Source organism: Burkholderia sp. HAN2018 (assembly GCF_024704855.1).
In the GTDB taxonomy this organism is placed as follows: domain Bacteria; phylum Pseudomonadota; class Gammaproteobacteria; order Burkholderiales; family Burkholderiaceae; genus Burkholderia; species Burkholderia cepacia.
Genome location: NZ_QOBB01000155.1, coordinates 17,880 through 32,225, shown reverse-complemented (window position 1 = coordinate 32,225; position 14,346 = coordinate 17,880). Strand labels below are relative to the sequence as shown.

The following is a 14,346-nucleotide window of genomic DNA, read 5'->3' as shown; positions in this document are numbered from 1 at the left end:
CGCCGGCGCATCGGCGGCGCCTTCGGTCGGTGCGGTGGCGGGCGGTACTTCACCACCTTCGTCGCGCAGCGTGTCGAGCGGGTCGGCGGGCGCGGCGGCCGCATCCTGCGGTTCGGTGATGCCGGTTGCCACCGTCGTGCTCGCCGCGGCTGCCGCGGCCGGTTCCGCGGCCGCGACGGGCGGCGCGAGATAGCGCAGCGCGAGCGTTTCGTAGAGCGGCGGCGCGAAGAAGCGCGATACGCGGCTCGACACCAACGCGGTGGCCATCAGCGAAATCACGAGTGCGTGACCGTTGATCATCTCCATCACGATCACGAACGACGTGATCGGCGACTGCGTGACGGCCGCCATATAGCCCACCATCGCGAGCGCGATCAGCATCGGCAGGCTCATGTTGCTGAACACGACGTGCAGCAGGTTGCCGAACCCTGCGCCGATCGACAGCGACGGGGCGAAGATCCCGCCGGGGATGCCCGGCAGGTACGATGCGACCATCGACACCATTTTCAGGAACGGGTAGAACACCGACAGATGCTGGCTGCCGTCGAGCAGGCCGCGTGCTTCGGCATAGCCGCTGCCGAAGGTCGTGCCGCCCGATACGAGGCCGACGACGGCGATCGCGAAGCCGCACAGCGCGGCGAACGCGATCGGCCGCTCGCGATACAGGCCCAGCAGCCGCGCGGGCAGCCAGCGTCCCGTGTTGAGCAGCAGCCAGCAGAACAGCCCGCCCGCGATTCCGGTCACGATCGCGGTGACCAGCACGGCGAGCGCCAGCAGTTTCGGGAAATGGGGGCCGGCATCGATCGTACCGAAATACGTGTAGTTGCCGTTCAGGCCGAGCGCGACGACGCCGGCGAGTATGATCGCGGTGATCAGCACGCCGCTGGCGCGCGCGGAGAAGCTGCGCGTCAGCTCCTCGATCGCGAACACGATCCCGGCGAGCGGCGTATTGAACGCGGCCGACAGCCCGGCCGCCGCGCCGGCGAGCACCAGCTGGCGTTCGATCTGCGCGTTCGAGCGCGGGTAGAAGCGCCGCAGGTTGAACATCAGCGCCGCGCCGACCTGCACGGTCGGCCCTTCGCGGCCGATCGTGAAGCCGCCCAGGATGCCGAGGAACGACACCAGCACCTTGCCGAACAGGATGCGCAGCGTCAGCAGCCGGGAGCCGAACGCGCTCGGGCGCGCATGCAGCGTCGCGATCACCTGCGGGATGCCGCTGCCCTCGGCGCCGCGGAAGAAGCGGCGCGTGATCCATACCGACACAGCGGCGATTGCCGGCGTCAGCAGCAGCGGCAGCCACGCGGCGTGATCGCGCATCGTGCGGAAGCTTTCATAGCCCCAGTCGATCAGTCGCGCGTAGAGCACGGCCGCGAGGCCGACGACGATCGCGCCGAGCCAGAAAACGCCGTACTGGCGCCAGATTCTCAGCGAGCGTCGGGTGAGGGCGGGAAACAGGGCGGGAAGGGCGGCAAGAGCGGGGCGTGGCATCGGCGGGGCCATCAGGCAAAGGAGACATTATAAAAAGGAACCTGGGTCGCACAGTGGGCGACAGGGTTTCGCAAGCTTGTAGCATTTCGTTGCAAATGTAATTCAGGAGTAATGTTCGCGGCGGGTATCCGTCGTTAGCATCCCCAAATGGCTCGCTCTTCCCCGCAAACGTGAAACGCATCCTCATCGTGAAAGTGACGTCGCTCGGCGACGTCGTCCAGACGCTGCCTGTCGTCGCGGATCTGCATCGCGCCTTTCCCGGCGTAACGGTCGACTGGGCGGTGGACGAATCGTGCGCGGAGGTCGTGCGCTGGCATCCGGGCGTCAGCCATGTCCTTTGCGCGCCGCTGCGCCGTTTCAAGAAGATGCGCAATCGCGGCGACCTGAAGGCGATCTCGGCGTCGATCAGCGCGCTGCGGGCGCACCGCTACGATGCGGTGATCGACCTGCACGGCGTCTACAAGAGCGCGATCATTTCGCTGCTGGCGCGCGCCGCGCGCCGCGTCGGCTACCAGACGCAGGATCTCGGCGAAACGGGCGCACGCTTCGCGTATTCGCAGCGCTTCGGCCCGCGGCCGGATTGCGACGCTTGGCACGGGATGCGCGTGAGCGCGGGCGAGGCGCTCGGTTACGCGCCCGAGGGTGTCGCCGCGTACGGCATCGTCCCGCCGCAGGACGCGAACCTGCCGACGGCCGTGACCGACGGCGCACCGTTCATGCTGTTGTTCCATGCGACGTCCAACCCCGACAAGAAATGGCCGGCCGATCACTGGGCCGCGCTCGCCACGCAGATGATGGCGCGCGGCGTGCGCGTGCTGTTGCCGTGGGGATCGGCTGCCGAGCACGACGACGCGCAGGACATCGCCGCGCGCGCGCCGGGGGCGGTCGTGCTGCCCGCGATGACGGTGCGCGAACTCGGTGCGGCGCTTGGCCGGGCTGCGCTCGTGGTGGGGGTCGATACGGGGTTCGTGCACATGGCGCACGCGTTGCAGCGGCCGACCGTGATGATTTTCGTCGCGACGTCGCGGCACCATTGCGGGATCGGCGGCGCGCCGAATGCCCTGTCCATCGGCGAGCCGGGCGCGATGCCGTCGGTCGAGGAGGCGCTGGACGCGATCGATACGGTCTGCCCGGCCTACGGCGCGCGGCGCGCGCGACTGACCGCCTGACGAAGCGGGGGCGGGCCGGTTCAGGCGAGCAGCGCCTCGACCGTGACGACGGCAGCGATCGCCGCCAGGTTCGCCAGCAGCGCCTCGAACACGAGGCCACGCCACGTCTTCGGCCAGAAGCGCAGCGCGAGCAGAAGCGCGCCACCGAGCGCAAGCGCGAGGATCAGGACGAGATCGGCATTGCCGAGGCGGATGTTCATGGCGGCGGCTCCTTCGGGGCGGGATCCCGGGGGCGCGCGGCGACGCACCCGGGATCGAGTATAGGCAGCGCCGGCCACCGCGCAACCCGGGTCGCCCCGGAGACTCAGACGAGCGACGCGTCGCGCGTTTCGCGCATCAGCAGCACGCCGATCAGGCTGATGGCCGCCGCAACCGATACATATCCGCCGACCCACGACAGCCCGCCGCGCGCCGCCAGCAGTTGCGCGATGTACGGCGCGATCGACGCGCCGAGGATCCCGCCGAGGTTGTACGCGACCCCCGCACCCGTATAGCGGACGTTGGTCGGGAACAGTTCCGGCAGCAGCGCGCCCATCGGCGCGAACGTCACGCCCATCAGGAACAGCTCGATCGTCAGGAACAGCGCGACGAGCGGCATCGAGCCGCTGCCGAGCAGCGGTTCCATCGCGAAACCCGACAGCAGCGCGGCGATCGCGCCCACGACGAGTACCGGTTTGCGGCCGAAGCGATCGGATGCCCACGCGGACAGCGGCGTCGCGAGTCCCATGAACACGACCGCGAAACACAGCAGGCCGAGGAAGCTCTGGCGCGGAATATGCAGCGCCGACACGCCGTACGACAGCGAAAACACCGTCGAGATATAGAACAGCGTGTAGCAGACGACCATCGCGAGCGCGCCGAGCAGCGTCGGCTGCCAGTGTTGCGTGACGAGGGTCGCGACCGGCACGCGTACGCGCTCGTTGCGCTCGAGCGCGGCCTGGAACGCGGGCGTTTCGGTGATCTTGAGTCGCACGTACAGGCCGAGCGCGACGAGCACTGCGCTGACCAGGAACGGGATGCGCCAGCCCCAGCTGCGGAACTGCTCGTCCGACAGCGACAACGCAAGCGCGAAGAACAGGCCGTTCGACATCAGGAAGCCGACCGAGGGCCCGAGCTGCGGGAACATGCCGAACCAGCCGCGCTTGCCCTGCGGCGCATGCTCGGTCGCGAGCAGCGCGGCGCCGCCCCATTCGCCGCCGAGGCCGATCCCCTGGCCGAAGCGCAGCACGCACAGCAGCACCGGCGCGAGCGTGCCGATCGCGTCGTAGCCGGGCACGAAGCCGATTGCGGTGGTGGATACGCCCATCACGAGCAGCGACGCGACGAGCGTCGATTTGCGCCCGATGCGGTCGCCGAAGTGCCCGAACAGGAACGAGCCGATCGGGCGCGCGATGAATGCGATGCCGAACGTGACGAACGCGGACAGCGCCTGTGCGGTCGCGGAGCCGTGTGGAAAGAATACGGGGCCGATGACGAGCGCGGCAGCCGTTGCGTACACATAGAAATCGTAGAACTCGATCGCGGTGCCGATGAAGCTCGCGAACACGATGCGCCGGTGGCTGACGGCGCCGGCCGAACCGGTTGCGTGTGCAACGGTCGGGGGGGATGCGGACATGGATGTCTCCGTTTTGTCGTTAGGGCGGTCGGCTGGGCGTGCGGTCGGACAGGCGGACGCCTGCCGGGGAGCAGCCGAGCGGATGATGCGGTAGCGGCGTGGACGCGCGCCATGGCGCGGACGTCACCCGCCGGTCGACGATGGAGACGGGTACGTCGCCGCCGCCCGGTGCCGGCGTGGTCGGCTCGCATGCCGGGTGGGGCGCACGAACGCGCGCACGGCGTGATGGCCGCGCGATTGCGGAAAATTATAGCCAGCGCTGCCGCGCACCGGCAATCGCGGTGCGGCGGCCGGTCAGTCGATCGATTGCGCCTGCGCCGACGCGGTGCTTTGCAACTGGAAGTGGCCGTCGTCGTTGAAGAGCCAGCCTTCCATCATTTCGAGCCGGCCGTTGCCGTCGAGCAGCCGCGACGGTGGCGGGGGCAGCGGCGCCGAGCGGCGCAGCGACGCGAGCGCGAGCGCTTCCGCTTCGCTGTCGCCGTTGCTGCGATAGACGGACGCGTTGACGAGCCGGCCGCTGCTATCGACGGTGAAGGCCACGACGACGAGCGAACGGAGCATGGCCTGTGGCGTGCCGTGCAGCAGGCCGGACGGATTGCGTTCGGCGACACGCTGCGCGACTTCGACGCGGTATTGGTCGAGGCTGCCACTGCGTGTGATCGACGGAATCGTCAGGATCGAGTGCAGCGACGGAGGCGGCGTGATCGTGCACGCCGCGAGCATGGCGACGACGGCCAGTGCAACTGCACGCAGCCGGTCGACGCGCGAACGGGAAAGGGGGCGCATGGGAGGCTAGCCAGAAGTGACTATAAAAAAATGATAGGCGCACGGGCGCGAGCCGGCATCGGGAGAAACACATAACGGTCGATGGCCGGGTGTCGCGATCGCTGATGGCGAGGCAGCGTGTGCTCGCGTATCGCAATGTGACGTGACATGTGACGGCACGCTCGCGCGGCTGCCGCTCGTCCGCATCCCGGTGCGCGTGTTGCACGGTTGAAAGCATGGCGAGGAACGCGACCGGCGCGCAGGCGCTTGGAGATGGTTCGGCAGCGCGCATCCGTCGCCGCGGGCAGCACCGCGGCGGATGCCCGCGCAATCGTCAGCGACGCGTGTCGCCCGGTTCAGAAACCGTGCGTGACGAGTGACAGGACCGACAGGTCGGGGTGCGTGCCGTCGATGATGCTCTTGCCGACATGCACGGCTTCGTGGACGGCTTCATCGAGGCTGGCGAAGCTTTCCTCGCCGTCCGCATGGAACGGTACCGCGTGGCCGGGTAACGCGGGATTCGCGCCGGGATGGCATACGTAGCCGGTGTAGGTATAGCGCGTGTCGCTGCCGGGCACGGCAGCCGGCACGACATGGACCTCGAAGCCTTCGTAATCGACGTGTTCCGTCGGTATCGACAGTTCGGTCATGGCGATCTCCGTGTACCGCACGCAGGGGTGGCGCGCGCGGCATCGAGTACGCGGCGGCGGTCGTGTCGCCGTGTTGATCGAATTCTAGGTGATCGAGCGGCTGGCCGGGAGGCTTCCGGCGCGGTGCGGCGCGATGACGGGCTGCTGCCCGTGCCGTTTCGACGAACGGGTTCGCGCGCGGCGCTGCATCATTGTTTGCAGCGGGCGTCCTTGCGCTGCACGACGATGATCACCGGGTATTTCTGGCCGTGGTCGAGCTCTACGCGTGCCACGACGGTGAGCGTCGCCGGATCGGAATCGTCGTACACGCTCACCTGTTCGTTGCGCAGGTAGGTCACGCCGGTGCAGTTCGACGTGCGTCCGTCGTCTCCCACCTTGCACTGGAGGTCGTTGTCTTTCAGGTAGTTGTACGGCGACGGGCTCGCGAGGTATTCGCTCAGGCCGCGCGGCGAGCCGCCGACGCCGGACACGTATGCGATCGCGCACGACGCTTGCGCGTCGCTGCCGGACGCGGTGTCGGCTGCCGCGTGCGTGCTGACGGCCGCGAGCAAGGCGACGAGCGACGAGACGATGAGGGGCTTCATGACGTGGGTTTCCCGTTTCGCGAATCGGAGCGCCGGATTGTAACGGCATCCGGCGGGACGCGTCGGAACGTGGGGGAAAGCCGTACGAGAACCAACAAAAAACCCCGTCATTCGCTGAATGGACGGGGTTTGGCAAACTTCCTGGCGGAAGCGGTGAGATTCGAACTCACGGACAGTTTCCCGTCGCCGGTTTTCAAGACCGGTGCCTTAAACCGCTCGGCCACGCTTCCACACGAGGCGGCATTGTAACCGAAATGCCGCGATCTTCATGCCCTCAATCGTCGCGCAGGAACAATTCCTGCAGGTCGTTGAGGAAACGCTGGCCGAGCGGCGTCGGCGCGATCTGCGCGAAATCGCGTGCGATCAGTCCGCGCCGTTCCGCTTCCTGCAGTGCCGGCTCGATCGTGCTCATCGGCAGGCCGGTGCGCTCGGCGAAGCTGTGCACGGGGAAGCCCTCGACGAGCCGCAGCGTGTTCAGCATGAACTCGAACGGCAGGTCGCGCGCGCCGACTTCACGCTCTTCCTGCACGGCCGTGCCGGCCATCGCCTGCTCGATGAAGGTCGCAGGATGCTTGTAGCGTGCCTGCCGCAGGATCCGGTTCGGGAACGACAGCTTCGTGTGCGCACCCGCACCGATCCCGAGATAGTCGCCGAAACGCCAGTAGTTCAGGTTGTGCTTGCACTGATGATTCGGCTTCGCATACGCGGACACTTCGTAGCGCCCGTAACCGGCCTCGGCCGTACGTGCGTGAATCCATTCCTGCATGTCGGCCGACGCGTCGTCATCGGGGACGACCGGCGGAAACTTCGCGAACAGGGTATTCGGCTCGAGCGTCAGGTGATACAGCGACAGATGCGGCGGCGCGTACGACAGTGCGGTTTCGATGTCGGTACGGCATTCGTCGAGCGTCTGGTTCGGCAGCGCGAACATCAGGTCGAGGTTGAAGTTGTCGAAGTTCTTCGCGGCGATCTCGACGGCCGCGCGCGCCTGCGCGGTGTCGTGAATCCGGCCGAGCGCCTTCAGGTGTGTTTCGTTGAAGCTCTGGATGCCGACCGACAGGCGGTTCACGCCGCTCGCGCGGAACTGCGCGAACTTCGCGGCCTCGAACGTGCCCGGATTCGCCTCGAGCGTGATCTCGGCATCGGCGTCGAGCGGCAGCAGCGCGCGCACGTCGGACAGCATCCGGTCGAGGCCGGCGGCCGACAGCAGGCTCGGCGTGCCGCCGCCGATGAACACCGTATGCACCTGCCGGCCCCACACGAGCGGCAGCGCCTGCTCGAGATCGGCGCGCAGCGCGTCGAGATACTCGGTTTCCGGAAACCGTTCGCCTTTCCACTCGTGCGAGTTGAAATCGCAGTACGGGCACTTGCGCACGCACCACGGGAAATGCACGTACAGCGCGAGCGGCGGCAGCGACGTGAGCCGCACCTGGCCGGGCGACGTGAAGGTCGCGACGACGCGTGCGCCGGTTTCCGCGGCCTGGCTCATGCAACCTCCCGCAGCGAAGGGGTATCGGGCATGCTCATGCCTCCTCCGCGAGCCGCGCCAGCAGCGCCTTCAGCGCCAGCGCGCGGTGACTGTGCGTGTTCTTCACGGCCGGTTCGAGTTCGGCGGCCGTCGCGCCGAGCGAAGGCAGATAGAAATACGGGTCATAGCCGAATCCGTGCTCGCCGCGCGGGGTATCGACGATTTCGCCCGCCCAGCGCCCTTCGGCGAACAGCGGCTCGGGGTCGTCCGCATGGCGCACGAGCGCGAGCACGCAGCAGTAGTATGCGCGCCGGTCGTCGACGCCGCGAAGCTGCTCGACGAGATACGCGTTGTTCGCCGCATCGCCCTTGTCGCGGCCCGCGCGCTGCGCATAGCGCGCCGAATAGACGCCCGGCGCGCCGCGCAGCACGCGCACGCACAGGCCCGAATCGTCGGCGATCGCCGGCAGCCCGGTGAGCCGCGACGCGTGACGCGCCTTCGTCAGCGCGTTCTCGATGAAGGTGCCGAACGGCTCTTCCGCCTCGGGCACCGCGAGGTCGCCCTGCGGGACGATCTCGATGCCGACGGTCGAGAACAGCGCGGTGAATTCGCGCAGCTTGCCGGCGTTGTTCGACGCGAGGACGATGCGCGACAGCGGTGCGATGGTGTGGTCGTCCGGCATGTCAGGCGCCCAGCACGTCTTTCTGAAGCTGCACGAGTTCGGCGATCCCGCCTTGCGCGAGGTCGAGCAGCGCGTTCATCTCGGCGCGCGAGAACGGCACGCCTTCGGCCGTGCCCTGGACTTCGACGAAGCCGCCGGCGCCCGTCATCACGACGTTCATGTCGGTATCGCAGCGCGAATCTTCCGCGTAATCGAGGTCGAGCACGGGCGCGCCCTCGTACACGCCGACCGAGATCGCGGCGACGTGGTCGGTGATCGGCGAGCGCGTGAGCTTGCCGGCCGCGATCAGCGTCGACACGGCGTCGTGTGCGGCGACGAACGCGCCGGTGATGCTCGCCGTGCGCGTGCCGCCGTCGGCCTGGATCACGTCGCAGTCGATGTGGATCGTGCGCGGGCCGAGCGCCTCGAGGTCGAACACGGCGCGCAGCGCGCGGCCGATCAGGCGCTGAATTTCCTGCGTGCGGCCGGTCTGCTTGCCGCGTGCGGCTTCGCGGTCGCTGCGCGTGTGCGTCGCGCGCGGCAGCATGCCGTATTCGGCGGTCAGCCAGCCTTGCCCGCGGTCGCGCAGGAAATCGGGCACGCGTTCGGAGACGCTCGCGGTGCAGAGCACCTTGGTGTCGCCGAATTCGACCAGCACCGAGCCTTCGGCGTGTTTCGTGTAGTGGCGCGTGAGGGCGACCTTGCGCAGTTCGTCGGCGCGGCGGCCGCTCGGGCGGGAAACGGAGGACGTCATGTGGGAATCGCGGAACGAGAGGAAACCCCGATTTTAGCGCCGAACGGCGGGCTTGCCCGGCGGGGTGGTTCCCAAAAATGGGATAATGCGCGCTTCCCGCCCCGCGCTTTCCGATGCGCCGGGCGCCTCGACATATCCCCGCCCGCGAGGGCACCCAGACGGCGAGACGAACCATGATCTACAGCATGACGGGCTACGCGAGCGCGACGCGCGAACTCGCGACGGCCACCGGTAACGGCGGCACCAGCGTGTCGGTCGAACTGCGCACCGTGAACTCGCGCTTCCTCGACCTGAATTTCCGGATGCCGGACGACGTGCGCGCGTGCGAACCCGCGCTGCGCGAAATGCTGATGAACAAGCTGTCGCGCGGCAAGGTCGACATCCGCATCAACCTGCAGCGCGGCGAGCAGAGCATCGGCGCCGGCGCGCTGAACCAGTCGGCGCTCGGCCAGCTCGCCGAGCTCGAGCGCTCGGTGCTGGACACGTTCCCGGGCGTCGGCCGCCTGCGCGCGGGCGAAATCCTGCGCTGGCCCGGCGTGATCGCCGAAAGCGGCGTGTCGGCGGAAGCGATCCGCGACGCGGTGCTCGCGTGCGGCAAGGAGGCGATCGGCGAGCTCGTCGTCGTGCGTTCGCGCGAAGGCGCGCAACTGGCGACGATGCTGCTGTCGAACGTCACCGAGATGGAAGCGATCGTCGCGCGCATCACGCCGCTCGTGCCGGAGCTGATCGCGAAGCATCAGCAGAAGATCGTCGAACGGCTGCAGGAAGCGCTCGGCATCGCGGCGCCCGAAGGCAGCGCGACGATCGTCACGCGCGAGGAAGCCGCGGAGCGCATTCGTCAGGAAGTGACGATGTACGGGATCCGGATCGACATCGCGGAAGAGCTGTCGCGTCTCACCGCGCACCTGAACGAAACGCGTCATGTGATCGAGAAGGGCGGCCGCGTCGGCAAGCGTCTCGACTTCATGATGCAGGAACTGAATCGAGAAGCAAACACGCTCGGCTCGAAGGCGGCGGCGAAGGAACTGGCCGACGCATCGATGGCGCTCAAGCTGTTGATCGAGCAGATGCGCGAGCAAGTGCAAAACCTGGAGTAACAGAGATGAAACGACCCCCACGCTCACTATGTTCGCTGCCCCCCGAGGGGGCGGCCAGCCTCCTTGGGGCTGCCCGGCGGAGGCTGTCATGACCGATTCCCATCGCGACGTCCACGCGTCGCATTCGCTGCACGGCGGCGTCTATCCCGGCAACCTGTTCATGGTCGTCGCGCCGTCGGGCGCCGGCAAGTCGACGCTCGTGAACGCGCTGCTGTCGAAGGACAACGACATCTGCCTGTCGATCTCGTACACGACGCGCAAGCCGCGCCCGGGCGAGCAGGACGGCCGGCACTATCACTTCACGACGGTCGAGGATTTCCGCGCGCGTCACGCGGCGCACGAATTCCTCGAGAGCGCGGAAGTGCACGGCAACTACTACGGCACGTCGCGCGTCTGGATCGAAGAGCAGATGAAGAACGGCCACGACGTGCTGCTCGAGATCGACTGGCAGGGCGCGCTGCAGGTGAAGAAGCAGTTCCGCAACGCGGTCGGCATCTTCATCCTGCCGCCGTCGCTCGACGCGCTCGAGGAGCGCCTGAAGAAGCGCGGCCAGGACGAACCGAACGTGATCACGCGCCGACTGCTCGCCGCCGGCAGCGAGATCGCGCACGCGTCGGAAGCGGAATACGTGGTGATCAACGAGAATTTCGAGCGTGCGCTCGCGGAGCTCGAATGCATCGTCGCCGCCACGCGCCTGCGCTTTGCTTCGCAGTACGCGCGACACACGGAGCTGTTCATCGAGCTCGGCATCCATCTGCCCCACGCGGAATGACGCGGGGGACGAGGGACATAAGGTAGAATAAGGACTATATTCAGAAGGAATTACCAACATGGCTCGCATTACCGTCGAAGACTGCCTGAAGCAAATCCCGAACCGCTTCGAACTGGCGCTCGCCGCCACCTATCGCGCGCGGCAGCTCGCGCAAGGCCATACGCCGAAGATCGAAAGCCGCGACAAGCCGACCGTCGTCGCGCTGCGCGAAATCGCTGCCGGCCAGGTCGGCGTCGAGATGCTGAAGAAGGTGCCGGTGTAACGCGCATCCGGCCCGTTCCAGCCATGTAATCCACGCGCGCAACGACTCGACCTGGAGGCGAATATGAGCACCACCCCATCGTCCGCCTCCGCGGATTCGACCACCGAAGCCACGGCCCAGTCACCTGCGCGCCAGTACATCGACGCGGTCCTCGAACAGTCCTTCCGGCATCTGTTCGGGCCGACCGCCACACCGGAGCAGCCGCGCAAGCACGGCGTCGTTTCGATTGCGAAACTGACGGCCGTGCTGGCCGAGTATCTCGCTCCGGAAGAAATCAAAGAGGTCAAGGCGGCGTTCCACTTCAGCGACGAAGCCCACCTCGGTCAATATCGCCAGAGCGGCGAACCCTACATCACCCATCCCGTCGCCGTCGCGGAAATCTGTGCCGGCTGGAAGCTCGACGCGCAGGCCGTCATGGCTGCGCTCCTGCACGACGTGATGGAAGACCAGGGCGTGACCAAGAGCGAGCTGGCCGAACGGTTCGGCCCGAAGGTCGCCGAACTGGTCGACGGCCTGTCGAAGCTCGACAAGATGGAGTTCCGCAGCCGCGAGGAAGCGCAGGCGGAAAACTTCCGCAAGATGCTGCTCGCGATGGCACGCGACGTGCGCGTCATTCTCGTCAAGCTCGCCGACCGCCTGCACAACATGCGCACGCTCGGCGCGGTGCCGATGGAAAAGCGCCGCCGCGTCGCGCGCGAGACGCTCGATATCTACGCGCCGATCGCGCACCGCCTCGGGTTGAACAACACGTATCGCGAGCTGCAGGACATGAGCTTCGCGAACTTCAACCCGCATCGCTACGCGACGCTCGAGAAGGCCGTCAAGGCGGCGCGCGGCAACCGCCGCGAAGTGATCAGCAAGATTCTCGAGGCCGCGCAGCGCGCGATGGCCGACGCGAAGATCGACGCCGAGATCACCGGCCGCGAAAAGACCATCTACAGCGTGTACCGCAAGATGCGCGACAAGCAGCTGTCGTTCTCGCAGGTGCTCGACGTGTACGGTTTTCGCGTCGTCGTCGACAGCCCGCTCGACTGCTACACGTGCATCGGCGCGCTGCACGCGCTGTACAAGCCCGTGCCCGGCAAGTTCAAGGACTACATCGCGATCCCGAAGATCAACGGCTATCAGTCGCTGCACACGACGCTCGTCGGTCCGTTCGGCGCGCCGATCGAGTTCCAGGTGCGCACGCGCAAGATGCATGAGATTGCCGAGGCGGGCGTCGCCGCGCATTGGCTGTACAAGAATGGCAGCGCCGATCTCAGTGACGTGCAGAAGCGCGCCCACCAGTGGCTGAAGTCGTTGCTCGACATCCAGAGCGAAGCCGGCGATTCGAGCGAATTCCTCGAGCACGTGAAGATCGACCTGTTCCCCGATGCGGTCTACGTGTTCACGCCGAAGTCGAAGATCATGGCGCTGCCGCGCGGCGCGACGGCGCTCGATTTCGCGTATTCGATCCACAGCGATCTCGGCAACCAGTGCGTGGCCGTGAAGATCAACAACGAACTGCTGCCGCTGCGCACCGAGCTGAAGAGCGGCGACATCGTCGAGGTGATCACCGCGCCGTATTCGAAGCCGAACCCCGCATGGCTCGGTTTCGTGCGTACCGGCAAGGCGCGTTCGGCGATCCGTCACTACCTGAAGACGATGCGCCTGAACGAGTCGGTGCAGCTTGGCGAGCGGCTGGTCGACCAGAGCCTGAAAGGCTATGGTCTCGCGCTGGCCGATGTCGAGCCGGAGGTGTGGGAGAAGCTGGTGCAGTGGACGGGCAACAAGAGCCGTCAGGAAATCTTCGCGGACATCGGCCTCGGCCGTCGCGTTGCCGCGGTGATGGCCAAGCGCATCGAGGTGCTGATGAGCGGCCGCGACGCGGACGACGATCTGCCGAAGTCCGAGCGGCATCCCGCGCACCATGCGCCTCCGGTCGTGATTACCGGCACCGAAGGGATGTCCGTGCAGTTGTCCGCGTGCTGCCGGCCGATTCCGGGCGACGCGATCATGGGCTACATCGGCATTGGCCTGGGGATGGCGATTCATACGACCGATTGCCGCGTGGCGCAGCGGATTCACCGCCGCGATCCGGGCCGCTGGATCGACGTCGAATGGGCGCCGCAGCCGGGCCGCCTGTTCGATGTCGCGGTGAAGGCGCTCGTGAAGAACACCAAGGGTATCTTTGCGCGCGTGGCGGCGGACATCACGTCGGCCGACGCGAACATCGTGCATATCGCGATGGACGAGGATCTGACGCACGAATCGACGGTACTGCGCTTCGTGATCCAGGTCAGCGACCGCGTGCATCTCGCGAACGTGATGCGGCGCGTGCGGACCAATCCGGACGTGATGCGGATCATGCGCGAGCGTTCGACCGACGACGGCGCGCATGCGCGCCATGACGGCGGCATGCGGATCGAGCGCGAGCGGCAGGATTATTGACGCTTGCCAGCACAAGCGGGCGATTGATCGACGGCGGCCAATATGGCCGCCGTTTTCATTTGTGCGGCACGAAGAGCGAACGTGCGGCGTGGCTGGACAAGGGCGCCTGTAACCGGGCCGTGTCGTGAGCAAGGGAAGGGGAGGCGGAAAAGAAAAAGGGCTTTCCCGGAGGAAAGCCCTTTTAAGGTGGCGCGGCTGGCAGGATTCGAACCCACGACCCCTTGGTTCGTAGCCAAGTACTCTATCCAACTGAGCTACAGCCGCACGCAAAACGGTACTGCTTGACTGTCGGAACCTTCTGCGATGGGAAGGCCCCCAAAAAAGTGGCGCGGCTGGCAGGATTCGAACCCACGACCCCTTGGTTCGTAGCCAAGTACTCTATCCAACTGAGCTACAGCCGCACGCAAAACAAAACTTCTACTGCTTCGAACTGAAAGGGCCTTCGGTTCGGAAGGCCCTCGAAAAAAGTGGCGCGGCTGGCAGGATTCGAACCCACGACCCCTTGGTTCGTAGCCAAGTACTCTATCCAACTGAGCTACAGCCGCACGCAGAAGCGAAATTATAGCAGGGTTGTATAAAAAGGGAAGCCTTATTCGCGAATTGTTCTGCGCGGCCTTGCCGGGGCCCCCAT

Annotated in this window: 14 protein-coding genes and 4 tRNA genes; 5 read left to right on the top strand and 13 right to left on the bottom strand. The window is 66.7% G+C overall.

Translation table 11 applies throughout. The features are described 5' to 3' along the window. A partial coding sequence (locus DPV74_RS29040; protein WP_162923163.1) for a chloride channel protein occupies positions 1-1,488 on the bottom strand: 1,488 nt, incomplete at its 3' end. 170 nt (positions 1,489-1,658) lie between these two features. Between DPV74_RS29040 and waaC the strand changes: the two genes are divergently transcribed. Next, on the top strand, positions 1,659-2,657 hold the full coding sequence (gene waaC / locus DPV74_RS29035) for a lipopolysaccharide heptosyltransferase I (RefSeq protein WP_119338428.1): 999 nt from the start codon (positions 1,659-1,661) through the stop codon (positions 2,655-2,657). 20 nt (positions 2,658-2,677) lie between these two features. Here waaC and DPV74_RS29030 read toward each other — a convergent pair whose 3' ends face one another. The 9 genes from DPV74_RS29030 to rph all read right to left on the bottom strand — a co-directional run bounded on the left by DPV74_RS29030 (position 2,678) and on the right by rph (position 9,154). After that, positions 2,678-2,857: a hypothetical protein gene (locus DPV74_RS29030; protein WP_119338427.1), complete on the bottom strand. Its 180-nt coding sequence runs from the start codon at positions 2,855-2,857 to the stop codon at positions 2,678-2,680. A 104-nt stretch (positions 2,858-2,961) separates the two neighbouring features. After that, positions 2,962-4,272, bottom strand: coding sequence for an MFS transporter (locus DPV74_RS29025; RefSeq protein ID WP_060193903.1), 1,311 nt, complete (start codon positions 4,270-4,272; stop codon positions 2,962-2,964). Positions 4,273-4,566: 294 nt separating this feature from the next. After that, a complete protein-coding gene (locus DPV74_RS29020) occupies positions 4,567-5,058 on the bottom strand; it encodes an energy transducer TonB (RefSeq protein ID WP_119338426.1) in 492 nt (163 codons plus the stop codon). A 335-nt stretch (positions 5,059-5,393) separates the two neighbouring features. Next, positions 5,394-5,687: a hypothetical protein gene (locus DPV74_RS29015; protein ID WP_027788108.1), complete on the bottom strand. Its 294-nt coding sequence runs from the start codon at positions 5,685-5,687 to the stop codon at positions 5,394-5,396. Positions 5,688-5,875: 188 nt separating this feature from the next. Then, a complete protein-coding gene (locus DPV74_RS29010; RefSeq protein WP_027788107.1) occupies positions 5,876-6,271 on the bottom strand; it encodes a hypothetical protein in 396 nt (131 codons plus the stop codon). A 142-nt stretch (positions 6,272-6,413) separates the two neighbouring features. Next, a tRNA-Ser gene (locus DPV74_RS29005) sits at positions 6,414-6,501 on the bottom strand. 44 nt (positions 6,502-6,545) lie between these two features. Then, positions 6,546-7,760 (bottom strand): radical SAM family heme chaperone HemW, encoded by a 1,215-nt coding sequence (gene hemW / locus DPV74_RS29000; protein ID WP_027788106.1) that lies wholly within the window; start codon positions 7,758-7,760, stop codon positions 6,546-6,548. Between the two features lie 34 nt (positions 7,761-7,794). Further along, positions 7,795-8,421 carry an RdgB/HAM1 family non-canonical purine NTP pyrophosphatase gene (gene rdgB, locus DPV74_RS28995; RefSeq protein WP_027788105.1) on the bottom strand — a complete coding sequence of 209 codons (627 nt, stop codon included), beginning with the start codon at positions 8,419-8,421 and terminating at the stop codon, positions 7,795-7,797. 1 nt (position 8,422) lies between these two features. Further along, positions 8,423-9,154, bottom strand: a complete 732-nt coding sequence (gene rph, locus DPV74_RS28990) for a ribonuclease PH (RefSeq protein ID WP_059695881.1) — start codon at positions 9,152-9,154, stop codon at positions 8,423-8,425. A gap of 173 nt (positions 9,155-9,327) precedes the next feature. Here rph and DPV74_RS28985 point away from each other — a divergent pair, with 173 nt between their 5' ends. From DPV74_RS28985 to DPV74_RS28970, 4 genes are all read left to right on the top strand, one after another. Then, the gene (locus DPV74_RS28985) at positions 9,328-10,251 is read left to right on the top strand and encodes a YicC/YloC family endoribonuclease (RefSeq protein WP_059529547.1); all 924 of its coding nucleotides are present in this window, start codon (positions 9,328-9,330) and stop codon (positions 10,249-10,251) included. Positions 10,252-10,339: 88 nt separating this feature from the next. Beyond that, on the top strand, positions 10,340-11,023 hold the full coding sequence (gene gmk, locus DPV74_RS28980) for a guanylate kinase (RefSeq protein WP_027788102.1): 684 nt from the start codon (positions 10,340-10,342) through the stop codon (positions 11,021-11,023). A 58-nt stretch (positions 11,024-11,081) separates the two neighbouring features. Next, entirely contained in the window at positions 11,082-11,285 is a 204-nt protein-coding gene (gene rpoZ, locus DPV74_RS28975) for a DNA-directed RNA polymerase subunit omega (RefSeq protein ID WP_006025620.1), read from the top strand. 63 nt (positions 11,286-11,348) lie between these two features. Next, the gene (locus DPV74_RS28970; RefSeq protein ID WP_021164124.1) at positions 11,349-13,715 is read left to right on the top strand and encodes a bifunctional (p)ppGpp synthetase/guanosine-3',5'-bis(diphosphate) 3'-pyrophosphohydrolase; all 2,367 of its coding nucleotides are present in this window, start codon (positions 11,349-11,351) and stop codon (positions 13,713-13,715) included. Between the two features lie 187 nt (positions 13,716-13,902). Here DPV74_RS28970 and DPV74_RS28965 read toward each other — a convergent pair. The 3 genes from DPV74_RS28965 to DPV74_RS28955 form a co-directional block, all read right to left on the bottom strand. Beyond that, positions 13,903-13,979 (bottom strand) — tRNA-Arg (locus DPV74_RS28965). Positions 13,980-14,039: 60 nt separating this feature from the next. After that, positions 14,040-14,116, bottom strand: a tRNA-Arg gene (locus tag DPV74_RS28960). 67 nt (positions 14,117-14,183) lie between these two features. Continuing rightward, positions 14,184-14,260, bottom strand: a tRNA-Arg gene (locus tag DPV74_RS28955). Between the last annotated feature and the right edge of the window lie 86 nt (positions 14,261-14,346).